Origin of the sequence: Pseudoalteromonas luteoviolacea (genome assembly GCF_001750165.1) — a bacterium.
In the GTDB taxonomy this organism is placed as follows: domain Bacteria; phylum Pseudomonadota; class Gammaproteobacteria; order Enterobacterales; family Alteromonadaceae; genus Pseudoalteromonas; species Pseudoalteromonas luteoviolacea_G.
In genome coordinates this window covers 2,959,749-2,985,305 of the sequence record NZ_CP015411.1, presented here as the reverse complement: position 1 = coordinate 2,985,305, position 25,557 = coordinate 2,959,749, and the positions used below count along the sequence as shown (strand labels likewise).

Below are 25,557 nucleotides of genomic sequence, written 5' to 3'. Positions count from 1 at the left end.
TATTATCTAATTATGAGTAATTGAAATTGAAAAGTAATCTATTTATTCGTGAAATGGCCCCGTCTGATTTATCAGCAGCAAAACTGATCATTGAAGATAACCAGATGTTCCCATCTGAGTTTTTGGACGAAATGAGTGAGCCTTTTTTCTCTCAGACATCAGAGGAAAAATGGTTCATTGTCGAAAGTCCTGATAAGCAAATTTTAGCGATAGCTTATTGCTCTCCAGAGAGAATGACAGAGGGAACTTGGAACTTACTATTAATAGCTGTATTAAAGTCACATCAAGGTCATGGCGTCGGCAGAACGCTAATTGCGCATGTAGAGTCGGTGCTTATTCAGAAGCAGGCTCGAATTATGTTGGTTGAAACTTCTGGGCTGCCAGAGTATGAACTAACCCGTAAATTTTATCCTCAATGTGGTTATATCTCCGTTGCTGTTATTCCAGAGTATTACGATAAAGATGATGACAAAATTGTGTTTTGGAAATCATTAAGGTAATTCATTTAAAAAAAGGTACTGTCAAAGTACCTTTAATTTCTCAGTTGTCACTAGTATAAAAAAATAACAAGGTTTGTATAAAAAATATTAAAAAGTACATTTTTAATAGTTGTACTTTTTTTACACCATATTTTATTTAGTTCAATTTAGCATTATTATCTGTATCTTTATTGGAGTTGGTGGCTGTTTGGCTTTCCAAATCCAACATATAGACCGCGCCTGACGATTTGCCGTTATCATCACGGTGGGGGGCGGCAACAATGGCATGTTGATTTGATAGCGATAGATTCCAGCCAAATTTGTCATCGGCTTTCCCGTCTTTGGCGACAATTTTTGAGGTGTATTGCCACTGACCATCGTGTTTTTTATACACATAAACAGCACCTGCGTTGCTGCTATTGACGTCATGGTGCATGGCGCTGATTAATGCGGTGTCTTTAGAGAGTGTTACGCCACGTGCAAACCGGTCATCTGCATAGGCATCGGGCGCAGTCAGCTTTTGTATTTGTACCCATTTTCCTTCAGTTCGCTCAAAAATATATGCAGAACCCGCATCCACCCCCACGCCTGCAATATCGTCTCTTCTGGCAGAGATCAGAGCGGTATTGCCCTGTAACGCAACTCTTACACCAAAGATATCTGTGTCGCCGCCATCTTTTGCCAACAATTTAGCTTGTTGTAGCCATTGCTTGCCATCAAATTCATAAGCATAAACAGCACCGGCTTCTGGTGCAATTTCATCATGCAAGTCTGCACCGACAAGAATGGTATTGCCATCAATCGCAACACTGATCCCAAACAAGTCGTCTGCTGCACCGTCTTTGGCGGTTAGCTTGGTTTGAAAATGCCATGCATCGTTTTTGCGGGTATAGACATAAGCTGAGCCAGAGTCCTTATGTGGCGCGTCACTGTGGGGAGCGCCAATGACTAAAAAACGCTCTGTGAGCGCAATGCTTTGCCCAAATACATCGCCTGCTTTTCCATCCATCGCAGTTAATATTTGCTTTTGCGTCCAAGTATCATCTTGTTTTTCAAAAGTAATCACTGCACCGGCATCTTTGCCATGGCTGTCTCTTCTTGATACACCTAACATGGCCATGTTGTTTTTGAGTGCGACATTGCCTCCAAGGGTGTCCTCTTTAAAAGCCGGCTCAGCGACCAACTTGGCTTCTTGGATCCAGCCATTCTTACTAAGGGTGAAGATATAAGCTGCTCCAGCATTTTCAACTGTTTTAAGATCTGCTTTAAACGCACCTACTAAAGCGGTTGTGCCGTCTACTGCAACACTAAAGCCGAAGCTGTCTTCTGTTTTACCATCATGAGGTAATAGTTTTTGTTGATTAGCTCCACTTTGGCAAGCGACAAGAAAGGTCAAACAAGACATCAGTTTGAGGAATGCACCCGATTTCATCAATATTATCCTTGGGTTAGATATTTTAATGGGAACAATATATGCAACTTATAATATTTTAACAAGGTCCTTAGAGAGACGATTAAAGTATTATGATAATTATAAAGAGGTTTTGTGTAATTAATGATTTTTTACATAAATTAAATGGTTTTTTATGAGTTATATCTGAGTGGATAGTGCGTTAGACGATATATAAAGCAAGCCGTCATCAAGTAATAGAGTGTAATCGACTTTTTCTTTGTTATTACTTAATTTTAGTGTTTTCAATTTAGTTAAAAGGATTTTAAGTGATTCAATATTTAAAAGTGATTTTATGTTCAGCCCTATTTTTTAGTTTATCCGCATGTGCAGCCAATAGCGGGCAAGAAAGTAATATTAAACATGGACTAAAAGCCCGCCTCAATACCGCCATGATTTACTTGGCGGCATCACAATTTGAGAATGACTGTTACAAGAAAGAATATGAACGTATGGTTCACTATGCGGCGTTAGACTTGTCACTTGATGAGCTACGTAGTGCATTGAGGAGAGTATCTGTTCTTATTGAAAATGCGTCGTTTAAAAATCCACGCCAGTTGGTGTTATGCACAGAATCAGAGTTCAAAAATGGGACATGCTTTGCGCCGAGTTGTTCACCCTGTTTACTTGATAACCCTGGGCCCTTAGGAACTGGATTACTGTGTCGTAAAGGATGGACGATGAATAATAAGCAACCTTGTTGTCAAGAAGGGGGAAGTGCACCTTGTTCATTGATTAAAGGTGATATAAATGTGTCGAATAGCATATTATTTGGCCTAGATAAGTCGTAGGCACTCACTCTATGAGTATAGTTATTTCATAAAAAAGAGCACAGAGGGTCCTCGGTGCTCTTTTTATGCGGTTATTTACAGTTTGTTAGCTGTTGCCAGACTTCTTTCCACTCGCTTTTACTGCTTGTTTCACTTGGTAAATCATTGTGGCTCCACCAGTTTGCACGATATAAATGACCATCATGACTTACTTCACTTCCTTTAACATATGAAGTATTTGAAAGCCACGCGTCAAATTGTGAGCAGTCTGCACCATGAGAAAACCCAGTGATTAAGGGGCCCCACTCGTTGTGCTGTCTTGTGTTATTGTGCTCTTCGAACGTCCCGATAGGCTTGCCGTCAAATTCTTTCTTTGGGTTTGAAAAGTAATTAATGACGGGGCACTCTTTTGGTGCGGCAGCAGAATAGACACAGCTGTAGGTCATGATAGTTCTGAATGACCAATCTTCGGCATCATAGTAGCCATGGGCATAACGAGACACATAAGGCACTTCGAGCGTAGCCTCCCAGTTGTGTTCAGCGCCAAACAAGTGGCCGATTTCATGCTCAAAGGTGACATTATCCAAACATCGCATATTGGTAACCGCAGCGGACTCGCTGCGATCTAAAGCGCCGATGGTGAGTGCTGCACCGCAGTATCCTTGTTCATGGCTGGTGATCAGCATATCCATATCAGAGCCATACTTTTCGCTTTGCTTTAAATCTTTGTCAAACCCATCATCTGGCCAGATAAAGTCTACATCTGGGTATGACACTTTGAGTTTATTGATGTTTTCTCCTTTTTTTAAGAAAAAGTCGAGAGAAGAAATCTGGTAGTGGAATTCATCATAGTTTGCATGATGGATGTTGGCGATTTCTAACGTGACGTTAATACCACTATTTTTATAAGCTTGGTTTGAACGCTCTATCACAAAGTCGATCGCTTGTTTGATATTTAACCCCATTTCTTGATAAGCACGAGCGACATTATTGGTGTAATAAATAGATATTCTAACTAGATTATCTTGCTTAGGTGTTGCGCCATGTTGAGACATATTAGTCGGGAGGGTTGATAAACCATGGTGGTGTTTATTAGTAGACATTACATCATGCTCTAGATCCATGCATAAGGTCTCAGGGATATGAGATTGTATTGTTAGTAAATTGTCTAGTGCGCTGATAAGTTTAAATTTTCCGTTAGATGTTGAAACCTCACCTTGAATAGTCCCGTCGCGCGACACGCTTATCATTCCGTGGGGTATGCTCTGGGTGTCGTGTAAATAGATAGTGCCTGTCTTTTCATCGACTCTCTTCGCATCAAACTCGAGAGCATAGTGTGTACCATTTGGTAATTTTCCTCGATAGGACAATGACTGAGCTGTAAGCGAATTAACAGGAGATTTAGAGATAATATAATCTAAGGTTTGGCCATTGGAAAAAGTGTTAACTATCTGCTCTAAATTGGCCGAAAAGCTTGGCACTGACATGCATGAGAATGTAATTGATATCAGGGCGGTATTCCGTTTATTCATTTTCCTTTCCTTTATTTTTGATTGTTTTTTGTTCTTTTTTAGATAATCAAAGTAAATGTTTAAAAACAATTCTTAAAGGAATGAAGTGGAGTTATATTATGATTTTTATATTTTTACACTGGCTTTATTTTTTTTATTCTATTTTCAATGGGGTTTTAGCTCTAGTTTGTCTGTATTTTTGTTGGTTTTTTTGGGGGGATAATCAATTTTTATATTAAAGTTTCAAAATGAAATTTTCTTCAAAGCTTGATAGGTAGGTCATTGAAAATGCTATTTGTCAAAGATAGTTGTGTATACTGGCGTCGTGTCTAATTTACGGGCAAGCATGTATGCAAATACGGCCTTGCGTTCAGTTTCAAAGGCTTCCTTCAGTACATAGCAAAATTGTGCATATTCATCGATAACAAATGGTTACATCTACTCAGACAAGGTAGAGTTCATACTGCTCAAACCTTGACTATACTCAGCTCTGTTTAAGGTTTTGGCTCTCAACACGACACTTTTGGTGTTACAGGTTTAATTAAGCGGATTAATAGCATGATCAAATTCACACTTGCTGTGCTGGCTATGTTGGTAACAAGCATGGCGCAAGCGCTCCCTAATATTCAATTCTCTAAACTCGATTTAACGCAAAAAAAGCGTTTAATTATTTTTGTCGATAACGCCAGTTCGTTAAGCGGGCTTGCGGCGCAAGTAAACACAAAAACAAACGGTCAATTGCAGGGCGCGATTGAAAGTGCGGGCTTTAAAAGTGGATTTGGAAAAACGCAAACATTTTATGGTCTGGCGCCTTTTGCACAAATTACAGTCATTGGTACGGGTTTTAATGAATTAACTCAAGCCCAACTGCAAGACTTAGGTGGTTATGCAGCGGCGAGCACGCCAGCCAATGGCAAAGATCAGTATGCGTTGATCACTGATACTTTAAACACACAAGTATCAACACCTGCTGCTTGGATTGCGATGGGTGCAGGTCTTCGTGACTACCACTTTGATAAATATAAAGCTCAGGCAAAGCAATCTTCTCCTCGTAATTTTGTGCTTCATAGCAATAACAGTGCTGCAGCCACAAAAAAATATAATGACGATTTAAAGTATATGGTGCAAGGTGTACACCTAACCCGCGATATGGCTTCAGAGCCTGGTAAATCTATTTACCCGCAGAGCTTTGTTGATAGAGTAAAAGATGCCTTTGATGACATTGATAACGTTGATATCAAGGTGATGAAAGTCAGAGAAATGAAAAAGCGAAATATGGGCGCAATTTTAGGTGTTGGCTTGGGCTCAATTCATGAACCACGCATGTTGGTGATCAACTACCGTGGCGGTAACAAAAAAGACGCGCCAATTGCGCTGGTGGGTAAAGGGATCACGTTCGATACCGGTGGTATCAGTTTGAAGAAAAACAGCGGCATGTGGCAGATGAAATCTGATTTGTCTGGCGCTGCAGCGGTTGCTGGCACTATGCTAGCAGTGGCAAGTAGAGGTGAGCGCGTCAACCTAGTAGGTGTGATGCCGCTTGCTGAAAATATGCCAGCTGAAGATGCTATACGTCCGGGTGACGTACTGACAACAATGCAAGGTACGACAATTGAAATCATCTCAACAGATGCAGAGGGTCGCTTGTTGCTAGCGGATGCAGTTCGTTATGCACAAGATGAATTTAAGCCTAGAATGCTTGTTAATATTGCAACGTTGACAGGATCAGCAGCGAGAGCATTAAGTGATGAGTATGCGGCCATGGTTACGCGTGATTGGTCTCTTGCTCAAAACATGATGCAGGTCGGTGAAGCCAGTGGTGAAGCGGTTTGGCCTTTGCCTCTACACCCTAATTTCTTTAAGCAGATTAAGTCAGACATTGCAGACATTAAAAACTCAGGTGCAGGTAACCCAGGTGCAAGTATCGGAGCTGCAGTGGTGGCAACGTTTGTAGATAAAGATATTCCATGGGTTCATTTGGATATTGCGGGCGTTGATTGGTTAAATCAGCCGATTGCTGTGGCACCAAAAGGCTCTCAAGGCTGGGGTGTACGGTTTTTAGATCAATTAGTTAGACAAAATAGCAACTAAACAGTTGGTTATTTGCATAGAGTGCTACTGCAAGTTAGGTTTTGCACTCTATGTTTACGCAAAATTACTCTTCACACGAATCATTTTTTAAGTACTTCAAATTAATCATTCCATACTGCGTATTCATATAGGGCTCGTATAGCTTTGTCGTGCGCGTTATCTTTATAAATTGGCCATTTATTTAGTTTTTAACAAGTTTCATCTAGAGGCTAAAAAAAGCGGCACCATTATAATAGGGCCGCTTTGGCGGATATAGATATAGAAGAAGTATTAAATTAATAAATTATCTGTTTTCCGAAAAGGTTTTACATACAGTGTACAAAGCAAATAATAGTCGAGTTTTTAGATGGTATGTAGGCAAGGAACGTAAAAGTTAGACGTTTAAAGTTTACAAAAGTTTGCATTTAAACTTTTATGAAAATTGGTACACTGAAGATGGACTATATAGATGTGGTTGGGTTTTATATAAAAAGAAATGAGAAAAAGCCCTTGATCAGCATTAAATTTATATCAAGAAAAGGAAGTGGTTTGAGTATTAAACCAAAGTTACTCATCGTTGAAGATGAGCCAAGCATATTAAGAGGTTTGACTGATTTATTTGTATTTCATGGCTATGATGTTGACAGTGCCGTAGATGGAAAAGAGGGGTTAGAAAAGGGGATATCGGGTGATTACACCTGTATTTTGCTCGATGTTATGCTGCCGTCAATAAATGGTTTTGATATTTGCAATACTCTGCGTGCTCATTCTCGTACTCAACCAATTATGATGTTAACGGCGAAAAATGCTGAGGAAGACATCATTAATGCGCTCACACTTGGTGCTGATGATTATGTGTCAAAGCCTTTTTCAACTTCAGAGCTGGTGCTGAGAGTTAGTGCATTAGTCCGGCGATCAGGGTGGACAGAACAAGGCGATATCATCACGCTTAGTGAGCAAGTTTCAGTTTGTTTACAATCACTTACTGGAAGCTCTTATCAACAAGATATTAAGTACACGCGTCGAGAAGTTGAAATTTTGGCTTATTTAAATCGTAAAGGCGGGTTAGTGTCTCGTGATGATTTGTTAAGACATGTCTGGGGATATAAAGAAACGAAGGATATTGACACTCGGACTGTAGATATCCACATTGCGAAAATCCGTAAAAAAATTGAAATTGCCCCTAAAAAGCCTAAGCATTTGATCACCCACAGAGGTGAAGGATATCAGCTCTACATACAATAAGAATAATACATGACTTTCATAAAAAATAAGCGCTTACTCAATTACTCTGAGCGCTTAAAACGTCTTCGTATCTCGGCGGTTTTACTTCTATTTGTGTTATTAATTCCACTTTCATTGCTGTTTTTTATTAGTTATCAGCAATCGGAAAAAAAACGCTTATCTGAGTATCAAAAAGAAGCCAGTAATTTAGTCAGGGTTATTAATAGAAAGCTGTTTCGGATGACCAGTGTTAGTAATCAAATTCCAGTGGATGCATTTAACTATTATCGCTATATTCATAACCCAGTTACTAAGCAAACGCAAAAAGTGCTTTCACCTCTAGCGCAGCTTGATGGGTCACAAAATATCACTGGACTTGTGGGGTATTTTCAAATTGATCACAAGGGCAATTTTAATTCTCCAATTTGGCCAGATGCAATTACAGTTGATGAGCTGGCTGACACTTCCAATGAAATACAAACCTTAGAGGCGATCACTCGTCGTGAAATGGCGGTAACTGTTTATCACACTGTATTTCAATCTAAATCGATTAAAGCAATGCTGAGAACTGGGCTAGAGCTTAACGGAAGTCAGTTTGATGTGAATTTTGACTTGCCTGAATATATTATCTTTTATCGTGTTGTTGCTGTTTTGGATCAGCCGGTGTTACAAGGGTATGTCATAAAAAGAGCCCCGTATTTACACCAGCAAGTGATAGATATCCTCGAGAATAGACGTTTTGACATGCCCATTGCAGTTACGTTGAAGGCTGTGGATGACATGGTTCCCAATGCATACTTTATATATTCGCCTGTAGAGAGAGTACCTACCGTTACACAGCCTGAGATACTTGATAATTTGTTTAGGCAGCAACCAATCTTTGAGGCTCGACTGCACTGGCCATACAAAAATTATGCAATATCGGTGAGCTCACAACTTATGCCACTTGCTGGTACAACCATATTTAGCTTAATCTTTAACGGTATTTTATTAATCGCCATTGTATCGGCTTGCTATGGTTTTTATCGTTTTAGTGTTAAGCAGTTGGCGCTTTCAGAAGAGAAGAATAACTTTATCTCATCAGTTAGTCATGAGCTTAAAACACCGCTTACTTCTATCAAAATGTACTCTGAGATGCTTAAATCTGGCATGATAACTACGCCAGAACATCAAGGGGAATATTACGACTTTATCTGTGATGAAAGTGATAGGTTGGCACGACTCATTGATAATATTTTGCAGTTGTCTGCTTTCGAGCGTCAGCAGCAAAGGGTTGATCCTGAATATATTCCGTTGACGGTGTTGCAAAACATCATTCATTCTAAAATTTCGTCATTGACTGACAAGCATGGCTTTGAACAGGTTCATCGCTTGGCGTTTTCAAAACCTGAGTCTGTTTTGGCATTTATAGAATCAGACGCTTTTACGCAGGTGGTGATAAATATAACGGACAATGCCATTAAGTTTTTTAAATCAGCAAATATAGATGATCCGACACGAAAGAAAATTGATTTTATTTTTCAACAGCACCCAACAAACCAAAGAATGGTCCAATTGGAGATCCGAGATTATGGCAACGGTATCAGCAAGGAGCAAGAGGATAAAATATTTGAGCTCTTTTATCGAGGGAGTAGTGAGCTTACTCGAAATACCAAAGGAACGGGGATTGGATTAGCACTTGTCCGAGAGCTGATGTTGTCGCAGCAAGGTGAGGTTCAAGTACAAAGGAGGCACCCTGGTTTGGCTTTATTAGTGTCATTTAGGTTAAAGCTCAATGATGAGAAAAACAGCTAAAAGAATTGGAATAGATTATTGAATTGATATGCAATTGCATACAGTTAGCTTTACTTAGGGGGCTTATAAAAAAGTGTGTGGTTCTGAACGATGCTCCAGCCTTATACCGAGTACACTTGTCTGATATAGGAAAGGGTATACGTGTATTTTAGTTCCGAGAGATACCAAGTAGCTGTAACAATCTGTAATAGTTTTATTTTATACCTCGACCCACAATAAAGACATTGTATTAGCCTGAACAAAAGGAAGCATCGCAATGTTTTTAACCCAAAGTCAAAAAGAGAATATTGAGTCAATAGTTGGGAAGAGCAATGTATATTATCCAAACGACGACTTTAATAGCGAAAAAAATCCTTACAATCAATCACGCAAAGTGTTTAACCGCAAGTTTGATTTTATCCCAAGTGCTGTTGCTCAAGTAACTAATACTGAGCAGGTTTCAGAACTCATTGCGTATTTACAGAAAGAAGGCATTGATTTAACTGTAAAATCTGGTGGCCACGACCATGAAGGTGAGTGCGTCGCGACGGGGAAAGTGCTGATAGATTTTGCATGCATGGGTGAAATTGACGTAAGTGAGAATAAATCACAAGTCAGGATCCAGCCAGGTGCAAAATTCGTCAACATAAAAGAGGAGCTTGATAAACACAACCTTGGGATCCCTCATGGTACATGTATGACAGTGGCGATCGCTGGTTACACTATGGGTGGCGGTTGGGGACCATGGACTCGTAGGTATGGCATGGGGTGTGAGCGACTGATTGGCGCCACGATTGTACTTGGTGATGGCACAGTTGAATACCTTGGCCAAAGCGCGACTTACCACAATAAAACGCAGTCTGCTCATAATAGCCAGCTGTTAAGCGCCTTACGAGGCGGTGGAGGACTTAGCTACGGTATTGTCACAGAGTTTTTCTTCGAACCATTTGAGCTGCCAGGAATTGCACAAAGTTTTGAGATTAAAAGAGATACGTTACCTGCTCTGGAAAATATTAAAGCAACAACCATTATTGCTGCTTGGGAGCACCTAATTGCAAACGATAAAAATCACAACTTAATTGGTACTAACTTAAAAGTTGATGCCAAAGCGGTGGCTTGCGCATCTGAAATCAGTCAAGATGCTGTACTAGATTGGCAAATGAATGGACACTTTGGCGGAACTATCGAGGAGCGTGATGCATTGCTGGCAGAATGGGCAAAAATTGTTGGACTGACAGGGGGAAAATCGTCACAGTTAAACGCACCTAATTTACTGTCTGAACTATATAAAAAAGTGAATGCAGATGCGCAAGTGCACTCAAGTGCCAGCAATGCAGGCGATTATGCTCTGAACTTTGATAGCTGGGATCGCAGTACGGGTATAGAGCTTGAAACAGATGGACCTGCACCACATAAAATTACTTCAAGGATGCCTACATCGGATTGGGATGAGCAAGGGCGAGAAGCGCTAGTTAAATCTCTACAGTCGACTTTGCTTTTTGACCAAAATAGTAAATCAACCGTGTCTGCGTATATTACGCTTGGCGCAATAAGTGGGCCGTATTACACAAATAAACTGAAAGCGCCGCTGAACGAAAGGGTGTCTTGTGCATTTCCTTACCAAGACCGACCTTTTACCATCCAATATCAAGCATGGTGGGACCAACCAGACAAGGGTAAACCAGTGAGCAAAGAGCAAGAGATTGCCACGCGTTTTTATGAAAATAGAGCACAAGACTGGATTGAGTCGTGTCGCAGCTATGATATTCCACATACGTATGGGTCGTTCATCAGCTTTAAAGATGCCTCCGTTGAAACGAAAGACTACTTTGTCGATAAGTACGAAGAGTTGATCAACACTAAATTAGAATGTAGTAGAGACGATAAGTGTTTACTTAGAAGCCGTAAGACGATTATTTAAGGCCGTTTTATTTCCGGTTGAATTACAATCACGTCATCCATGCTTTACGGTTGGCGTGATTAAAAAAGCAATGTTAACAAAGCCCGCTATAATACCTGCCATATTTAATTATTTATTAATCTAATCAGAAGCTTGTGCTTTAGTGCTCAGCGATATAAATTCGGAGCCTAATCGTTTATTTTTTCAGTGGGAGAGATTAAAAATGGAAAAGCTGTTTTCATATGGCACATTGCAGTTAGAGCATGTTCAAATTGAAACGTTTGGTCGCAAACTAAAAGGTGAAAAAGACCAGCTTGTTGGCTATGTGCTATCCGAGGTTAAAATTACCGATGCTGAGGTGATTAAAACCAGTGGTAAAGACATACATCCGATTTTGAAATACACGGGTAGCGAGTCAGATATTGTTGAAGGCACGGTATTTGAAATCACCCCTGAGGAGCTTGCCCAAGCAGACGAATATGAGGTGGATGAATACGTTAGGATTGCAGGGCAGTTTCAATCAGGTCAGCAAGCTTGGGCATATGTGTGCGCGGCAACAGAGTCTGCTAGAAGCTGAAACTTTTAGTGTTTATCCCCTAAAACATTTGGCTGTGTAGGTTGTTCGGCGATTAGTAATCTAGCCGCCTTATAGTCGCTATTCACCTTTGTAAAGGCGAACATTAACAAGCCTTTTTTTGAGTCTAAATAACCTGTACTTCAAATGATAAAGGCCTAAGCTTGCCCTCTTAAAAAGCTAAATTTATAGGGTTTATTTGCGTATGAGTGATTAGTTCTTTGTTTTGGCTACTATTCTGTTTTAAAAGGATGTTATGTAAGGCAACTGCAGTGCCTAGTTGTTGGATATCCAGCTTATACATATTTTCAGGAGATATTGGAGGTCAATGTATTGTTGGTTGATATATTGATACTGCCAGTAATATAGCAATCAATACCAAAAATGCGGTAACGGGTTTGCTCAATGGTGATTCTCCAATTCATCACTTTGCATTGTAAGTAGTGATTGCTGGTAGGTATTACCTTCTTTTTTGAATAAATACATAATCAAGCCTTCCTCTAAGTAAATTGATCCCTTACTCCAAATGATAAAAGCTTTCGATTCACCACCTAAATATTCAAAGCCGTATGGTTTATCCCATGGATCAAGTGGCATATCTTTCAGTAAATTAGGGGAAGTTTGAGAAAGTTCATAGAAGTTTTGGAGTTGGCTAATATCTTTATTCAAGAGTTTGTCATACGCGATAACGGCGGTTCGAAGTAATAAGATATCTAACTCAACTTTTTCGATTAGTGGGTTAGATGTACAACGAATGAGGTTCACCATTGTTGCGAATAGGCCGGCGCTCAATAATGAAACGGCTAAGGCGTATACAAAGTACTTTTTCATTCTTTATTATCTGTTCATTGGGGCATTATTAGTCTTACTAAACAAAACCTTATCTGATACGAATGAACACACACTTTATTAAATGGTTGCACAGAGTGTTATTTGTCTCGGGCGGCGGTGAAATCGATAACCCTATCTCAACAGTTTACGCATATTGAGCACGCCACTTACTTGGAGTGGTGCCTAATTGCTTTTTAAACTCCATATAAAAAGAACTTTTGTTGTTAAAACCACTATCCAGTGCGATTTGAGTGATGTTATCCCTTGTAGTGCTCTGTTTGAGTAGCTCACAAGCGAAATGGATTCTGTGCTCATTGAGCAATGTATAAAAACTTTTGTTCATATGCTCATTTAACAGTTCTGAGGTTTGATGTTGAGTCAGTCCAAGCTGCTGTGCCAGTTGCGCAAGTGTTAATTGGTTGTCTAAGAATACTTGTTTTTTTTCAAGTAACTGTTTGAGCTCATCAATACAACTTTGCGCAATCGATGGGCTTAGTTGTAGTTGCTTTTCGGATATTGGCCGATCAACTGAATCCGCTAGGTGAGCTTGTTTAATACGATAGACAGAGGTGAAAGAGCAAGCCAGTAAATAAATACAAACACTGATATTCAAAATCAACCATAGTGGGTAAGTCAGTGGTGAATTGCTTAAAAATGCGATGGCAACCCCCCCGTTGAGTGTAATAACACATACTACCCAGCCCAGTAATAATTGACTGCTCTTTAGTGTTGCCACTTTTGCTGCCCTGTGGCTATGCCATATCGCTGTAACGTAGCTGAACATCAAGCCAAAATAGATAACATACATGAGTGCAGCTTGGGTATGAAAGTTGGCGAGTTTTACAATGAGAAAAGCAATAAAAGGTGTGCAATGTAGCAATACTGTTTTGAGTTTTGGTGTGACGTCATATCGATAGAATAAATATGTAAGGCCACAAAATAACACAATGCAGTTGTTGGCTATCTGGGAAAGTAAAGGCGCATGAATATTAAACTTAATTTGAAGATAACTGGTAAATGGTATCAGCAACAAAACGCAATTCGCGAGGGTCAAAAATGGTAAGCGGGTATTAAAGCTGCGCTCGTACTTCTGCATCTTGCCTACACAAAACAATGTTAATAAACACGATACGAGATAAAACTCTTGTTGTAGTTCAAGCCACATAATCGACTTATCCTTAGTGAGAGTGGTCATACACGATTTACATTGTCAGTTTAGCTAAATTGACAGATATAATTACTTGATACATCACGTTATTAATTCAAAAAACTCCTATTTTATCAAGATGGAATAATTTTGATTGCAGCGCTTTAAAACTAAAAAGGTGATAAATACAACGACTAGGAGTCATCATGAAATCTATTCAAGCAGGTTTAGTTTTATTAGGTTCAGGGTTTTTAAGCTTTAATGCGAGTGCAGAACCTTTAACAGCAGCACAGGTAGAGCAGGTAAAACAGAATGTTTTAACGTATATGAGTGCCTGGAATATTCTTGAAGAAGGTGAGCGAGTGAGTCATTTGGAGCGCGCGACTAATCCAGGTTTTCGCTATCAAGACCCAACAACAGCCGGTTTTTTGGTTAATGATGCACAAAACGTCAGTAATTGGATCAGCGGATTTCAAGGGCAAATGCGTGACTTCGGACTCTGGCCTTTTGATGCAACTTTGGTGTCAAATGTTGAAATACATGGCAGTGTCGAAAGTACAAACATAAGGTTCAATTGGCACATATCTGCTTTGGGTGGTGCGGTGACAGTTGCCGAAGGGGTAGATTATGGTACAGCTTCAAATTTAAAGTTGGACTCTATCACTGGCTTTTTTGGGCCACTTTCACCGCTTTGTCGCTCACCGCAATGGCAAGCTGGCAGTACGTATGTACGAGATAATCAAGTGACGTTCAAGGGCGCAATTTATAAAGCGAGTTGGTGGACGCAAGACTCGCCAGAACAAGATGCACAAGCTTGGGTCAAATTAACAGACTGCAGTGTTGCACCGTAACGCATAGTTAGCAATCAACCAGAGTGGTTCGAAATGAGCCCTCTTTTAAATTTTCAGAAAATATTGAAACTTTGTTTGTTGACGCTAATATAAAGATTACCTAGCGAAAGAAATAAAGGAATATTCTATGGGTAATAAACATTATCTAGTTGACCGCTCTCTCCATTGGTTTGCTGCCTTTTTAATCTTGTTTATTTTAATGAACATGGGCGCGCAGATCCATAATATAGACTACCGCATTAAAGGTCAGGACTTGCATCGCCAAGATGCTATTGAGACTCATGCATTAATGGCGCTTGGCTTATTTAGTTTAGTACTAGCAAGGTTTGGCTGGGAAAAGCTATTCGCCAATAGGCTGCCTCGTCAACTGATGCAAAATGAGCTGCACAAAAAGCTCGTTAAAACCGTTCATCTGTGCTTTTATCTTATACTTATGGGGCTTGTGATCACCGGATTGGGTATGGCAGTAAACGCAGAAGTGGATATTCACTTATTTGGCGTGCAGTTGTCTGATGTTGCAAGTAGCAACGGGCGGTTTTATGCAAAGATGCTAGATGTGCATTTGATACTCATTGACACATTATGGTGGTTAATTGGATTGCACTTTATTGGCGTGTTATATGCGCGTAAGTAATTTTAGAGGGGAGTATTCAGAGTGAATATTTCACCCTGAATACATTCATGCTTTTACTTAAGTGCATCTCGAAGTGCGGCCAGTAGCAGCGCGATATTTTGTTCATTTGCGGTACTGCCCATCAGGCCAATACGCCATGTTTTTCCAGCGAGTTGTCCAAGCCCTGCGCCGATTTCAAGGTTATATTTGTTCAATAGCATTGATCTAACCGCCACATCATCAATGCCCTCTGGGATCAAAACAGAGTTGAGCTGAGGTAGGCGATGCGCTTCATCAACCAAGAAGGTAATACCAAGGCTTTCTAGACCATCGCGCAGTGTTTCATGTAGTTTCTGATGGCGTTGCCATGCATTTTCAAGCCCTTCTTGTTGGAGCATAAGTAACGATTCATGCAAAGCATACAGTGAATTGATAGGTGCGGTGTGGTGATAGCTGCGCTTACCCTCACCAGACCAATAGTCCATGACTAATGATTGGTCTAAAAACCAGCTTTGTACCTTGCTTTGACGAGATTTTAGCACTTCGACAGCCTTTTCACTGAAGCTGACAGGAGAAATTCCCGGTACGCATGATAGGCATTTTTGAGAGCCTGAATAGATTGCATCAATACCCCACTCATCGACTCTAAGCTCGCTGCCGCCAAGAGAGGTAACAGCATCAACAATGCTCAGCGCGTTATATTGTTTTGCAATTTGGCACAAGCTTTTTGCATCACTACACGCGCCTGTTGAGGTTTCTGCATGCACAAATGCTAGGGCTTTTGCTTCAGGGTTAGCTTTAAACGCATCACTGACTTTTTCAATTGAGACCGGGTGTCCCCATTTGTCCTCTACTACAATGGCTTTGGCACCGACTCGTTCAATGTTTTCTTTTAGGCGGCCGCCAAATACTCCATTGATACAGACAATAACTTTATCGCCTGGTTCAATTAAGTTAACAATACACGCTTCCATACCGGCAGAGCCTGGCGCTGAGAGCGCAATTGTAAAAGGGTTTTGCGTGTTGAATGCATATTGGAGGAGTTGTTTGATTTCGTCCATTAAACCAATGAACTGTGGGTCTAGGTGGCCAATGGTTGGTCTTGATAGTGCGCCTAAAACTCTCGGTGATACATTGGATGGGCCCGGGCCCATAAGTATACGTGGTGTTGGATTAAATGACTCAAACATAAAAGCTCCCGTTATTAGTGTGTTAGTCGGTTTAGCGGTGAAATATGGAAAAACACGTGATGTACAATGAGGCTTAATTGTGTGTGCTTTGATATATATTATCCAGTGTTTATATCAAACTTTATTTAATTATTTTTCACTTTGTAGGCGCTGGCTTTTGGCCATTTGTTTATTACGGCGTTAAGTATACTTGCCGCCGCGACTAAGAATATGCAGCCAAACAGAATTGGAAATAATAAAAACCCTAGGTGTGTATTACCTGCCATGATAATAACCAAAGGGGTTGCGCCTGCTGGTGGGTGAATGATTTTAAATATCTGCATGGCTGCGATAGCGCTGCCTACGCCAAGGGCCATGGTCCAGATATTGGTGCCAAGCAAGAGTAAAATAAGCAAACCAATTGCACCAGAGAGTAGGTGCCCCCCGATCACATTTTTGGGTTTAGACAATGGGGAGTGTGGGACTGCAAAGAGTAAAACGCAGGTTGCCCCAAACGGCGCCATTAAAAGTGGATATTGAACGAATGTAGAGAGCATACCTAAGCCCCAAACAGCAAAAAAGCCACCAAAAAAGCCTCTTGTTACCTCTGTAAATGTACTCATCTTCTCTCCTTAATTTGAGTGACATAACAAGTGTACAGGTTTGTACACTCTTGTTTGCTAGAGTACAGACCTGTACACTTTCGGGCAAGTGTTTTTTTGAGCAGAAAAATGGATATAGAGCAGCATATTTTAGATGTGGCAGAGACGTTGTTTAACCAGCATGGTTTTAATATGGTTGGTGTAGACTTGATCAGGGATGAAGCAAAAGTGTCTAAAACCACTTTATATCGACGCTTTGGCGATAAACTTGGGTTAATTGAGGCCGTTTTACTTAGACGTCATCGCCGCTTTGAGCAAGCGCTCAGTGCGGTTTTGGATGATAAAATGACCCCGCATGACAGACTGTCAGCCATATTAGCATGGCATTTTGAGTGGTTTAATTCGTCGCATTTTCAAGGGTGTATGTTTATGCATGCCCAATCTGAGTTCAAACAGACAAAACAAAAGCCCAGTAAAATTGCAATGACTCATAAAGCGTGGTTGCTGTCTTTGTTGGTCCGAGCGATTGGGGATGAACAACAATATGCAAGCAAGCACGCTGAAATCTTATTAACCTTTTTTGAGGGCTTAATCGTACGTGCTGAGTTTGGCTGTATTATGGAAGATAAACAATTCTACCAGTCAGCATGTTTGAAGCTTTTACCCCAGTGATAAATACATCGTTATGTAAACCGCGTTCTAAGCCAGTCAACAAAAATCTGTTGTTGCTGACTGTAGCGAACTTCTTGCGATGATAAGTAGTACCCAAGCTTGGAGCAGATAGGTTGATAAGTGTGCGCTGTAAGCACACCGCTTTGTTCAAGGGGGCGCACTAAAGTGTGCGATGCAAAAACAAAGCCTGATCCTGCTATGGCCTCTTGAATACAGTACAGCTCTTGGTCATAGGAAATTAACTCGTACTGTGTATTGCTCATCTGATTTCGGTTTAACCACGCATGCCAGGGTGCCTCGGGGAGTGATTGGTTTTTCCATTTTGGTATGAAGACCGTATTTTGGTTATTGCAGTCAAAGTTTCGATTTGCGTATAAATTAAAGCGTTCGAGTGAGAGAGTTTGGCGCTTGTCAATTTGGCTAACATCACCAAATCGAATTGTAATTGCTTTGTTGTCATGGACGAGGTGCTCACCGGTGATCACCGACACCTCTATATTCGGGTGTAATTGAGTAAAATCCCTCAATGCGGGAATAAGCATCTGTGCAGCAAAGGATGAAGTAGTGTGAACCTCAACGCGTAGATTTTGATCTACCAACAGGTGGAGTGCTCGCTCTATGGTACCAAATCCCAACGTTGTAGCTTGAGCCAGCTCATTTCCTGCTTTTGTCAGCGCGACTTCTCGGGTTTTTCTAGTAAATAATTCGATGTCCAAGCGCGACTCTAGGTTTTTAATATGGTGTGACACCGCGGTAGCAGTGAGGCTCAGTTCATCAGCCGCGAGTTTAAAACTGCCGTGTCGTGCAGCAGCGTCAAACACCTTAAGCGCTTGCATTGATACGTTTTTCATTGAACACTCCTAACGTTTAGCACAACAATATTATACATGAGTAAAACTTAGTTATAAGGTGGTTCTTTTCATTTGTCGCGCAGTCATAAAAGCCGCAATATTGCAGCCATTGAACAGTAACAATAGGTGTTAAACTCAATGTATTCAGTATTGCATATAGATTCAAGCATTAGAAAGCGTGTCAACGACAACCCAAATCATGATTCAATCTCTAAAAGGTTGGCCCATAGTTTTGTCGATTATTTAAAAGAAAACTCATCTATAAAAGGGTATCAGTATCGAGATGTCGGAATGAATCCCCCGCCATTTACGGATCAAGACTGGTTAGGCGCTGTATTTACGCCACAAGAAAATCGCAGTGATTACCAGCGTCAGAAGTTGGCAGTATCAGATCGGTTAATTGAAGAGGTAAAAGTGGCAGACATCATTGTGATCTCCACACCAATGTACAATTATGGGATGCCAGCGCAATTAAAAGCTTGGTTTGACCAAATTGTGAGGATCCATGAAACATTCAGTTTTGATTTAAGCAGAGGTGATTTTCCATTAGCACCAATATTAGATGGTAAAACGTTGGTATTGATCACCTCATGTGGTGAGTTTGGTTTTGAAAAAGGGGGGATCAGAGAGAGTATGAATCACTTGGCACCTCACATTAAAACCTTATCTAAATACCTAGGCTGTGAGCAAGTGTTCGAAATTGCCTCTGAATATCAAGAGTTCGCAGACTTGCGCCACCAAACTTCGCTGGAAGCGGCGTTTGTTGAAACACGTGCACTGGCGAATAAACTTTCTTAATCAACTTGAAACAGCGAAAAGCGATTTTTGCTGTTTATTCTTGTACTGACAGTCTTTATCATTGATACATACCTTAACTTGCCAAAAGGAGTATACTTTGGTTAAGCCCTCTCAAGATCCGTCCGTTGCGTTGATATGCCAACGTTACTTTTCCGAACACAACTTGCCGAACAAGTATCTAGCCAGCTGGCACTTTTGTGACAATGAACAGGACGCAAATACATGTTTAGCTTTAGTACTCGCAGGGACGAAAAAAGCGACTTCACCATCGTTATGGTGGTATGAGGCAAATAATGAGGCGTTGCCTGAAGAGGGCGATCTAAACGTTGTAACAAACTTTCAAGGGCAAGCGTTCTGTATTATAAAAACCACCAAAGTGACCATTATGCCGTTTAATCAAATTAGTGAAGCATATGCGTATAAAGAAGGTGAGGGTGACAAATCTCTTGCTTATTGGAAACGTGTCCACTGGGCTTATTATCATCGAGAATTGGCTGATACTGATTTTGTGCCTGAGTGTGATATGCCCATTGTGTGCGAAGAATTTGAAGTCGTTTTTGTGAAGGAGGCATCATGATTGAAGCCGTGATCTTTGACATGGATGGAACCTTAATTGACTCAGAACCAATGTGGAAAGAGGCAGAAAAGCAAGTATTCAGTAGTTTAGGCGTTAATATAAAAGAAGAGTTGGCTGCAAAAACAGCGTCGATGACAACCATTGAAGCTGCTGAGTTTTGGTATAAGGAATCACCTTGGGTTGGAGCGTCTATTTCACAAGTGGCAGATAAAGTCGTTAATAAAGTATCTGAGCTCATTGTGCAACGAGGTGAAGCACTGCCTGGTGTACATGATGCGTTGGATTTTTTAACTGAAAAGCAGGTGAAAATTGGATTGGCAACTAATGCACCAAATGTACTTATTTCGGTAGTATTGAACAAACTCAAGATCACGCACTATTTTTCAGTTTGTTGTTCATCAGAGTATGAAAGGTTAGGCAAGCCCAGCCCAGATGTTTACTTAAGTACTGCGGCTAAGCTGCAAGTAGCACCGCAAAACTGTCTCGCAGTTGAAGACTCTGTAACCGGACTTTGTGCTGCAAAAGCTGCAAACATGTGCACGCTAGTTGTGCCTCATAAAGATGAATATCACAGTGATAAATTTGCACGAGCTGACTATAAATTGGTGAATTTGACAGAGCTAAAATCACTATGGTTGGATAGAAAAAACTAAGCTTAGCTGCACAAAATGCGCTCAAATGCAGTTAAATAGGTTGTCTTACTTTGCAATTATCGCAAGCTGTTACTAGCATCAAACTGTGGTGTAACGAAAATTATTTCGCTAAGGAAGACAATGAAGATTTTGATCGTAGATGATACTTACTTTATGAGAGAGCTAATTAGCGAAAGCTTACAAGAGCGTGGCTTTAAAGAATTGACCCAAGCATCAAATGGAGAAGAAGCGCTACGAGCATTGTCACATAAGGACTACGATTTAATCGTGACGGATTGGAACATGCCAAAAGTAAATGGGGTAGAGCTTATTAAAAGGATGAAGCAAAATCCCTCCTGTCGAGATACAAAAGTGATTATGCTGACTGGAGATACCACACCAGAAAAAATTCTCGAAATGAAAGCGCTGGGTGTAAATGGCTACATCTCAAAACCATTTACGCCAGAGCTGTTAACTGATTTAGTCCTCAAGTTAGCATAGGCACACTTTATTTAGCCATTTATTCGCTTCGACTCAGCCCACAAATCTTCCTCAACTACTTGAAAAAATGCTAAAAGGCAGAGACTATAAGCGCAGTTTATCAACTAATCTGAAATGGAAATTAAAATGACTAAAGTGTTGCATACAGAATCTGCTCCAGCGGCTATTGGCCCATATGTTCAAGGGGTTGACTTAGGTAATATGGTACTGACTTCTGGCCAGATCCCAGTAAATCCAGCAACGGGCGAAGTGCCAGAAGCAATTGCAGATCAAGCAAGGCAGTCGCTAGAAAATGTTAAAGCCGTTGTGGAATCTTCAGGCTTGAGCGTTGCTGACATTGTAAAGCTGACTGTATTCGTTAAAGACTTAAACGACTTTGGTACGGTTAATGAAGTATACGGTAACTTTTTTGATGAGCACAAAGTGGCAAACTACCCCGCGCGTTCATGTGTTGAGGTTGCACGTTTACCTAAAGATGTAAATATTGAGATAGAAGCCATCGCGGTACGTAAACAATAAGCTTCGTCAATAAAAAGGAGCTTTTGCTCCTTTTTCACATTCTTCTCTACTGGCATTGCCGATACTCAGTGAGCGCACTCCCAGCTCGAAAAAATGATGATCATGGAGTTATCTTATGATTGAAAGAATGCGTGGCCAGTATATTGGCCGAAATAAAGCATCTGCTTATAAAGATTTAGTGTGGACTGTGGCAACCTCTTTTGACACACAAGTAGGTTTAGCTGAGCAGACACACAATACGTTAGACACTATTCAAAAGAACTTACAAGAACTTGGATCAGACAAAAGCCAGATTGTATCTGCACAGGTGTATATTGCCAGTATGGCTGATAAGCAAGTGATGGACGAAGTATGGCAAGCGTGGCTTGGTCCGAACCCTGAGCACTGGCCACAGCGTGCTTGCTTAGGTGTGGACCTTGAAGGGGATGTATTAATTGAAGTGACTGTTACAGCAGTTAGAAATATATTTGATTAATTAGGGACTTGTAGAGAAAACAATGATTGAGCTAGCTCCGGCTTTACCTGAACACATCGACGCATTTGTAGTAATGGAACAGCACAGTGATACCACACCATTTATTATTCCTTATACGAATGCTCAGCATCAAGCTGAAATGCGAAATCAGGATACTATTTATCTTTCAATATATTCAAACAAGGCTTTATCAGGGTTTTTCATCCTAGTACGACATGCCAACACAGAGATAGAATTTAGACGGGTTGTCGTGGATAGCAAATGTCGTGGAATTGGACAGCAAGCGATTGCACAAATGGAGCAATATTGTATCGCGCATTTTGATACTCAACGGATCTGGCTAGACGTATTCGAGTCAAACCAGCGCGGGTTACATATCTATAATAAGCTGGGTTATAGACAGTTTAAAACTGCGCTTCATCAAGGGCAGCCTCTAATCTTGATGGAAAAGTACGTGTAGATAAAAACAGCTTTGACAAAAAATACAGGTATAGATATGCTGATAAAATGCACAAATTAATTAATCAGAATATTCGACACATTATCATCATCATTCCTTAGGAATGGTGGGATTTGATGTGTAAATATTTTATCAAACCCGCCCAATACGGCGGGTTTTTTATGCGGTATTAGGAGACAAATCATTAAGGAAAATAAATGAAAAAAGTCGCCGTATTTGGCAAGCCAGGCAGTGGCAAATCGACGTTGAGTAAATATTTAGCAAAGCAGGTAGATTTGCCTCTGTATCAATTAGATATCATGGTATTTAATCAGGATGGCAGCCATGCCTCCCGAGCAGAGTTTGAGGATAGCCACGACAAAATTCTGCAACAACCAAGTTGGATTTTAGAAGGGCTCGGTCCGTTGGGTTCTTTCAAACAGCGCCTAGCTCACGCTGATACACTTATATACATCGACTTACCTTATTGGCTGAGCTATTGGCTCGTAACAAAGCGCGCAATCAAGGGGCTAATTCAACCCCCAGAAGGGTGGCCACAAGGGTGTTCGATTTTGCAAGGCACGCGTCAGTCATATCATTACTTAAAGCTATCACGGCAGTTTTGGAATGATGAATTTGAGCAGAATTTAAAAAACATTGCCAGTGACAAACAGCTCTATATCGTACGCTCTTTGGGTGAGCTTAAATCGTTAAAGCAAAAGTTAGCAAGCTAGCTTCTGTAGATGTGAGCAATAGCATTGCCATTGCTCATCTTAACTATTCATCTTGATCAAATGTGGCTTGTAATAAGGACTCTGTTTGAATCGCAATGTCTTTCATTTTAATGGCATATTGCTCTAATGCTTTTTGTTCTGGCGTTTGTGCAACAAACTTTGAAACTGGGATGGGGTAACCTGCTTGATCCATCGCGATAAAACTAATAATACAGTGATTGGTTTCGACCATGTGCTGTTTTTGCGGATCGCCACACCGAACTTGAATAAAAATTTGCATACTGGTTTTGCCTGTGTGTGCAATCTTTGCTGATACTTCAACAATTTGACCAACTAGAATAGGCCTGTGAAAGCGAACGCCTGCCACGGATACGGTCACACAATAAGCGCCGCTCCAGCCAGCAGCACAGGCATAGCCAGCTTGATCAATCCACTTCATTACAACGCCACCGTGTACTTTGCCACCAAAGTTGACATCGGTTGGTTCAGCTAAAAATCTGAAAATCACTTCTGATTGGTTGGCCATGTGCACCTCATCATTTTTTTAGTATGAGGTAAGTATAGAAAAAAAGGGGCATTTCGCCCCTTGCAATTTAGGATATGTAAATAATTGGTTGGTTTTACATATTGGGGTAGTTGGGACCACCTGCGCCTTCAGGGGTGACCCAAGTAATATTTTGGCTGGGATCTTTGATATCGCAGGTCTTACAGTGGATGCAGTTTTGCGCATTGATGACAAACTGCTTCTCACCTTCTTCATTTTCATTCACTTCGTATACACCTGCAGGGCAGTAGCGCTGTGCAGGTTCTGCGAACTGCTCGAGGTTCACGGAAATAGGGATCGTGCTATCTGTTAACTGTAAGTGGCATGGTTGCACTTCTTCATGGTTCGTATTAGATAAAAACACTGAAGAGAGCTTGTCAAAGCTGAGCTTACCGTCTGGTTTTGGATAATCGATTTCTGTTGCATCTTTTGCAAGTCTTAATGATTCATAGTCCTTACTGATGTCTTTGATGGTGAACGGTAAAGCGCCAGAGAAAAAGTTCTGATCAATCATGTTATATGCACCGCCCAAGTAACGGCCGAGTTTGTGCATAGCAGGGCCAAAATTGCGCGATTGATATAGCTCTTCATGCAGCCAACTGGCTTTAAATTTATCATCGAAGCTGTGTAAATCTGCTTTCGCATCTTCTTGTGAGAGTGCTTCGATAATGGTATCAGCGCCAATGATCCCTGATTTCATGGCGGTATGATTTCCCTTGATCTTTGCAAAGTTCAAAGTCCCCGCATCACAGCCAATCAATAAACCGCCCGGAAAGTGCATTTTTGGCAAGGCATGCAAGCCACCTTTAGCAATAGCTCTAGCACCGTATGAAATACGTTCACCGCCTTCGAGTGTTTGCTTAAAGACAGGGTGGTGCTTCATGCGTTGAAATTCATCGAAGGGGCTAAGATATGGGTTTTTGTAGTTCAGGTCGATGATAAGACCCACCACAACTTGGTTATTTTCAGCGTGGTACATAAATGAGCCACCGTGGGTCTCACTATCTAGTGGCCAACCTGTGCCATGTACAACTGTGCCTTCTTTATGTTTTTCTGGATCTATTTGCCAAATTTCCTTAAACCCAATACCGTAGTGCTGAGGTGTGGCATCTTTATCGAGCTCAAACTCTTTGATTAGCTGTTTACCAAGGTGACCTCGGCAACCTTCTGCAAATACAGTGTACTTCGCTCTAAGCTCCATACCAGGCATGTAAGTGTCTTTTGGTTGGCCATCTCGATCTAGGCCCATATCACCTGTGACAATGCCTTTTACTTCTTTGTCTTCAATGATTAAAGAGTGGGCACTAAAGCCAGGGAAAATCTCAACACCTAACTCTTCGGCTTGTTCAGCCAACCATCGGCATACATTACCCATTGAAACGATGTAGTTGCCATCATTTTTGAAGGTTTTCGGCACAACCATGTGGGGCAGGTTGGTTGCGTTTTGCTCATCTTTGAATAGGTAGATTTCGTCTTCTGTAACTTTTGTGGTTACTGGTGCCCCTTTTTGTGCCCAGTCAGGGATGAGTTCATCCAGTGCTTTCGTTTCGAACACCGCACCGGACAAAATATGTGCACCTACTTCAGAGCCTTTTTCTACCACACAGATCATGAGTTCTTGTTCTTTTTGCTGTGCTTTTTGAGCGAGTCGAATAGCGCACGATAGGCCTGCAGGGCCTGCTCCCACTATGACGACATCAAATTCCATGGTTTCACGTTCGACCATTTTTACCTCGTATACATTGACGGTAGATTAACTTAAACTCGAGTTAAGTTTTTTTTACGTTAAGCTAAGGTTATTTTAGGTTGACGTTTACGTCAACAGGAAGTAGGCTGGTTTCATTAAATTGT

27 protein-coding genes are annotated in these 25,557 nt (G+C 40.9%); 18 read left to right on the top strand and 9 right to left on the bottom strand.

Annotated elements, in window-relative coordinates; translation table 11 throughout:
- Nucleotides 1–26: 26 nt before the first annotated feature.
- A complete protein-coding gene (locus S4054249_RS12630; RefSeq protein ID WP_052961047.1) occupies nucleotides 27–500 on the top strand; it encodes a GNAT family N-acetyltransferase in 474 nt (157 codons plus the stop codon).
- Between the two features lie 136 nt (nucleotides 501–636).
- Here the strand turns inward: S4054249_RS12630 and S4054249_RS12625 are convergent, their stop codons facing one another.
- Nucleotides 637–1,911, bottom strand: a complete 1,275-nt coding sequence (locus S4054249_RS12625) for an FG-GAP repeat protein (protein ID WP_046357090.1) — start codon at nucleotides 1,909–1,911, stop codon at nucleotides 637–639.
- 287 nt (nucleotides 1,912–2,198) lie between these two features.
- Between S4054249_RS12625 and S4054249_RS12620 the strand changes: the two genes are divergently transcribed.
- On the top strand, nucleotides 2,199–2,720 hold the full coding sequence (locus tag S4054249_RS12620; protein WP_046357091.1) for a hypothetical protein: 522 nt from the start codon (nucleotides 2,199–2,201) through the stop codon (nucleotides 2,718–2,720).
- A 71-nt stretch (nucleotides 2,721–2,791) separates the two neighbouring features.
- Here S4054249_RS12620 and S4054249_RS12615 read toward each other — a convergent pair whose 3' ends face one another.
- Entirely contained in the window at nucleotides 2,792–4,231 is a 1,440-nt protein-coding gene (locus S4054249_RS12615; RefSeq protein WP_080928401.1) for a M12 family metallo-peptidase, read from the bottom strand.
- Nucleotides 4,232–4,768: 537 nt separating this feature from the next.
- Between S4054249_RS12615 and S4054249_RS12610 the strand changes: the two genes are divergently transcribed.
- The 5 genes from S4054249_RS12610 (at nucleotide 4,769) to S4054249_RS12590 (ending at nucleotide 11,754) form a co-directional block, all read left to right on the top strand.
- Nucleotides 4,769–6,301 carry a leucyl aminopeptidase gene (locus S4054249_RS12610; RefSeq protein WP_046357093.1) on the top strand — a complete coding sequence of 511 codons (1,533 nt, stop codon included), beginning with the start codon at nucleotides 4,769–4,771 and terminating at the stop codon, nucleotides 6,299–6,301.
- 528 nt (nucleotides 6,302–6,829) lie between these two features.
- Nucleotides 6,830–7,525 (top strand): response regulator transcription factor, encoded by a 696-nt coding sequence (locus S4054249_RS12605; RefSeq protein WP_046357135.1) that lies wholly within the window; start codon nucleotides 6,830–6,832, stop codon nucleotides 7,523–7,525.
- A gap of 9 nt (nucleotides 7,526–7,534) precedes the next feature.
- On the top strand, nucleotides 7,535–9,298 hold the full coding sequence (locus S4054249_RS12600) for a sensor histidine kinase (RefSeq protein WP_046357094.1): 1,764 nt from the start codon (nucleotides 7,535–7,537) through the stop codon (nucleotides 9,296–9,298).
- A 256-nt stretch (nucleotides 9,299–9,554) separates the two neighbouring features.
- Nucleotides 9,555–11,198, top strand: coding sequence for an FAD-binding oxidoreductase (locus S4054249_RS12595; protein WP_046357095.1), 1,644 nt, complete (start codon nucleotides 9,555–9,557; stop codon nucleotides 11,196–11,198).
- Nucleotides 11,199–11,400: 202 nt separating this feature from the next.
- The gene (locus tag S4054249_RS12590) at nucleotides 11,401–11,754 is read left to right on the top strand and encodes a gamma-glutamylcyclotransferase family protein (protein ID WP_046357096.1); all 354 of its coding nucleotides are present in this window, start codon (nucleotides 11,401–11,403) and stop codon (nucleotides 11,752–11,754) included.
- Nucleotides 11,755–12,153: 399 nt separating this feature from the next.
- Here the strand turns inward: S4054249_RS12590 and S4054249_RS12585 are convergent, their stop codons facing one another.
- Both S4054249_RS12585 and S4054249_RS12580 read right to left on the bottom strand, forming a co-directional pair.
- Nucleotides 12,154–12,582, bottom strand: a complete 429-nt coding sequence (locus tag S4054249_RS12585; protein WP_046357097.1) for a hypothetical protein — start codon at nucleotides 12,580–12,582, stop codon at nucleotides 12,154–12,156.
- A gap of 145 nt (nucleotides 12,583–12,727) precedes the next feature.
- Nucleotides 12,728–13,747, bottom strand: coding sequence for a helix-turn-helix domain-containing protein (locus S4054249_RS12580; protein ID WP_046357098.1), 1,020 nt, complete (start codon nucleotides 13,745–13,747; stop codon nucleotides 12,728–12,730).
- Nucleotides 13,748–13,935: 188 nt separating this feature from the next.
- Between S4054249_RS12580 and S4054249_RS12575 the strand changes: the two genes are divergently transcribed.
- Together S4054249_RS12575 and S4054249_RS12570 are read left to right on the top strand one after the other, a co-directional pair.
- Nucleotides 13,936–14,580, top strand: a complete 645-nt coding sequence (locus tag S4054249_RS12575) for a carbohydrate-binding protein (protein ID WP_046357099.1) — start codon at nucleotides 13,936–13,938, stop codon at nucleotides 14,578–14,580.
- A 127-nt stretch (nucleotides 14,581–14,707) separates the two neighbouring features.
- Complete coding sequence (locus S4054249_RS12570) at nucleotides 14,708–15,214, top strand: cytochrome b (RefSeq protein ID WP_046357100.1); 507 nt, start codon at nucleotides 14,708–14,710, stop codon at nucleotides 15,212–15,214.
- A 53-nt stretch (nucleotides 15,215–15,267) separates the two neighbouring features.
- Here the strand turns inward: S4054249_RS12570 and S4054249_RS12565 are convergent, their stop codons facing one another.
- Both S4054249_RS12565 and S4054249_RS12560 read right to left on the bottom strand, forming a co-directional pair.
- On the bottom strand, nucleotides 15,268–16,383 hold the full coding sequence (locus S4054249_RS12565) for a pyridoxal-phosphate-dependent aminotransferase family protein (protein ID WP_046357101.1): 1,116 nt from the start codon (nucleotides 16,381–16,383) through the stop codon (nucleotides 15,268–15,270).
- Between the two features lie 125 nt (nucleotides 16,384–16,508).
- On the bottom strand, nucleotides 16,509–16,985 hold the full coding sequence (locus S4054249_RS12560) for an HPP family protein (protein ID WP_046357102.1): 477 nt from the start codon (nucleotides 16,983–16,985) through the stop codon (nucleotides 16,509–16,511).
- Between the two features lie 108 nt (nucleotides 16,986–17,093).
- On the opposite strand from S4054249_RS12560, the gene S4054249_RS12555 reads away from it, so the two are divergent.
- A complete protein-coding gene (locus S4054249_RS12555; protein ID WP_046357103.1) occupies nucleotides 17,094–17,636 on the top strand; it encodes a TetR/AcrR family transcriptional regulator in 543 nt (180 codons plus the stop codon).
- A gap of 11 nt (nucleotides 17,637–17,647) precedes the next feature.
- Here S4054249_RS12555 and S4054249_RS12550 read toward each other — a convergent pair whose 3' ends face one another.
- Nucleotides 17,648–18,487, bottom strand: coding sequence for a LysR family transcriptional regulator (locus S4054249_RS12550; RefSeq protein ID WP_046357104.1), 840 nt, complete (start codon nucleotides 18,485–18,487; stop codon nucleotides 17,648–17,650).
- Nucleotides 18,488–18,625: 138 nt separating this feature from the next.
- On the opposite strand from S4054249_RS12550, the gene S4054249_RS12545 reads away from it, so the two are divergent.
- From S4054249_RS12545 to S4054249_RS12510, 8 genes are all read left to right on the top strand, one after another.
- Nucleotides 18,626–19,285, top strand: coding sequence for an FMN-dependent NADH-azoreductase (locus S4054249_RS12545; RefSeq protein ID WP_046357105.1), 660 nt, complete (start codon nucleotides 18,626–18,628; stop codon nucleotides 19,283–19,285).
- Between the two features lie 97 nt (nucleotides 19,286–19,382).
- A complete protein-coding gene (locus S4054249_RS12540) occupies nucleotides 19,383–19,862 on the top strand; it encodes an ASCH domain-containing protein (protein ID WP_063881452.1) in 480 nt (159 codons plus the stop codon).
- Entirely contained in the window at nucleotides 19,859–20,515 is a 657-nt protein-coding gene (hxpB, locus tag S4054249_RS12535) for a hexitol phosphatase HxpB (protein WP_046357106.1), read from the top strand. The genes S4054249_RS12540 and hxpB overlap by 4 nt, the downstream gene beginning before the upstream one ends.
- A 120-nt stretch (nucleotides 20,516–20,635) precedes the next feature.
- Entirely contained in the window at nucleotides 20,636–20,995 is a 360-nt protein-coding gene (locus S4054249_RS12530; protein WP_046357107.1) for a response regulator, read from the top strand.
- Between the two features lie 126 nt (nucleotides 20,996–21,121).
- Nucleotides 21,122–21,514, top strand: coding sequence for a RidA family protein (locus S4054249_RS12525; RefSeq protein ID WP_046357108.1), 393 nt, complete (start codon nucleotides 21,122–21,124; stop codon nucleotides 21,512–21,514).
- 115 nt (nucleotides 21,515–21,629) lie between these two features.
- Nucleotides 21,630–21,989 carry a RidA family protein gene (locus S4054249_RS12520; protein WP_046357109.1) on the top strand — a complete coding sequence of 120 codons (360 nt, stop codon included), beginning with the start codon at nucleotides 21,630–21,632 and terminating at the stop codon, nucleotides 21,987–21,989.
- A gap of 22 nt (nucleotides 21,990–22,011) precedes the next feature.
- Nucleotides 22,012–22,449, top strand: a complete 438-nt coding sequence (locus S4054249_RS12515; RefSeq protein WP_046357110.1) for a GNAT family N-acetyltransferase — start codon at nucleotides 22,012–22,014, stop codon at nucleotides 22,447–22,449.
- 197 nt (nucleotides 22,450–22,646) lie between these two features.
- Nucleotides 22,647–23,162 (top strand): adenylate kinase, encoded by a 516-nt coding sequence (locus S4054249_RS12510; protein WP_046357111.1) that lies wholly within the window; start codon nucleotides 22,647–22,649, stop codon nucleotides 23,160–23,162.
- A gap of 43 nt (nucleotides 23,163–23,205) precedes the next feature.
- Here the strand turns inward: S4054249_RS12510 and S4054249_RS12505 are convergent, their stop codons facing one another.
- Entirely contained in the window at nucleotides 23,206–23,688 is a 483-nt protein-coding gene (locus S4054249_RS12505) for an acyl-CoA thioesterase (protein ID WP_046357112.1), read from the bottom strand.
- Nucleotides 23,689–23,782: 94 nt separating this feature from the next.
- Nucleotides 23,783–25,432, bottom strand: a complete 1,650-nt coding sequence (locus S4054249_RS12500) for an electron transfer flavoprotein-ubiquinone oxidoreductase (RefSeq protein WP_046357113.1) — start codon at nucleotides 25,430–25,432, stop codon at nucleotides 23,783–23,785.
- Nucleotides 25,433–25,557: the final 125 nt, after the last annotated feature.

Excerpts from the sequence above, each read along its gene's own strand:
- S4054249_RS12610 (WP_046357093.1), top strand. The coding sequence starts at position 4,769 with ATGATCAAATTCACACTTGCTGTGCTGGCTATGTTGGTAACAAGCATG.
- S4054249_RS12595 (WP_046357095.1), top strand. The coding sequence starts at position 9,555 with ATGTTTTTAACCCAAAGTCAAAAAGAGAATATTGAGTCAATAGTTGGG.
- S4054249_RS12525 (WP_046357108.1), top strand. The coding sequence starts at position 21,122 with ATGACTAAAGTGTTGCATACAGAATCTGCTCCAGCGGCTATTGGCCCA.
- S4054249_RS12590 (WP_046357096.1), top strand. The coding sequence starts at position 11,401 with ATGGAAAAGCTGTTTTCATATGGCACATTGCAGTTAGAGCATGTTCAA.
- hxpB (WP_046357106.1), top strand. The coding sequence starts at position 19,859 with ATGATTGAAGCCGTGATCTTTGACATGGATGGAACCTTAATTGACTCA.
- S4054249_RS12515 (WP_046357110.1), top strand. The coding sequence starts at position 22,012 with ATGATTGAGCTAGCTCCGGCTTTACCTGAACACATCGACGCATTTGTA.
- S4054249_RS12545 (WP_046357105.1), top strand. The coding sequence starts at position 18,626 with ATGTATTCAGTATTGCATATAGATTCAAGCATTAGAAAGCGTGTCAAC.
- S4054249_RS12565 (WP_046357101.1), bottom strand. The coding sequence starts at position 16,383 with ATGTTTGAGTCATTTAATCCAACACCACGTATACTTATGGGCCCGGGC.
- S4054249_RS12585 (WP_046357097.1), bottom strand. The coding sequence starts at position 12,582 with ATGAAAAAGTACTTTGTATACGCCTTAGCCGTTTCATTATTGAGCGCC.
- S4054249_RS12625 (WP_046357090.1), bottom strand. The coding sequence starts at position 1,911 with ATGAAATCGGGTGCATTCCTCAAACTGATGTCTTGTTTGACCTTTCTT.
- S4054249_RS12500 (WP_046357113.1), bottom strand. The coding sequence starts at position 25,432 with ATGGTCGAACGTGAAACCATGGAATTTGATGTCGTCATAGTGGGAGCA.
- S4054249_RS12530 (WP_046357107.1), top strand. The coding sequence starts at position 20,636 with ATGAAGATTTTGATCGTAGATGATACTTACTTTATGAGAGAGCTAATT.
- S4054249_RS12550 (WP_046357104.1), bottom strand. The coding sequence starts at position 18,487 with ATGAAAAACGTATCAATGCAAGCGCTTAAGGTGTTTGACGCTGCTGCA.
- S4054249_RS12575 (WP_046357099.1), top strand. The coding sequence starts at position 13,936 with ATGAAATCTATTCAAGCAGGTTTAGTTTTATTAGGTTCAGGGTTTTTA.
- S4054249_RS12600 (WP_046357094.1), top strand. The coding sequence starts at position 7,535 with ATGACTTTCATAAAAAATAAGCGCTTACTCAATTACTCTGAGCGCTTA.
- S4054249_RS12510 (WP_046357111.1), top strand. The coding sequence starts at position 22,647 with ATGAAAAAAGTCGCCGTATTTGGCAAGCCAGGCAGTGGCAAATCGACG.
- S4054249_RS12570 (WP_046357100.1), top strand. The coding sequence starts at position 14,708 with ATGGGTAATAAACATTATCTAGTTGACCGCTCTCTCCATTGGTTTGCT.
- S4054249_RS12520 (WP_046357109.1), top strand. The coding sequence starts at position 21,630 with ATGATTGAAAGAATGCGTGGCCAGTATATTGGCCGAAATAAAGCATCT.
- S4054249_RS12560 (WP_046357102.1), bottom strand. The coding sequence starts at position 16,985 with ATGAGTACATTTACAGAGGTAACAAGAGGCTTTTTTGGTGGCTTTTTT.
- S4054249_RS12615 (WP_080928401.1), bottom strand. The coding sequence starts at position 4,231 with ATGAATAAACGGAATACCGCCCTGATATCAATTACATTCTCATGCATG.
- S4054249_RS12580 (WP_046357098.1), bottom strand. The coding sequence starts at position 13,747 with ATGTGGCTTGAACTACAACAAGAGTTTTATCTCGTATCGTGTTTATTA.
- S4054249_RS12555 (WP_046357103.1), top strand. The coding sequence starts at position 17,094 with ATGGATATAGAGCAGCATATTTTAGATGTGGCAGAGACGTTGTTTAAC.
- S4054249_RS12505 (WP_046357112.1), bottom strand. The coding sequence starts at position 23,688 with ATGGCCAACCAATCAGAAGTGATTTTCAGATTTTTAGCTGAACCAACC.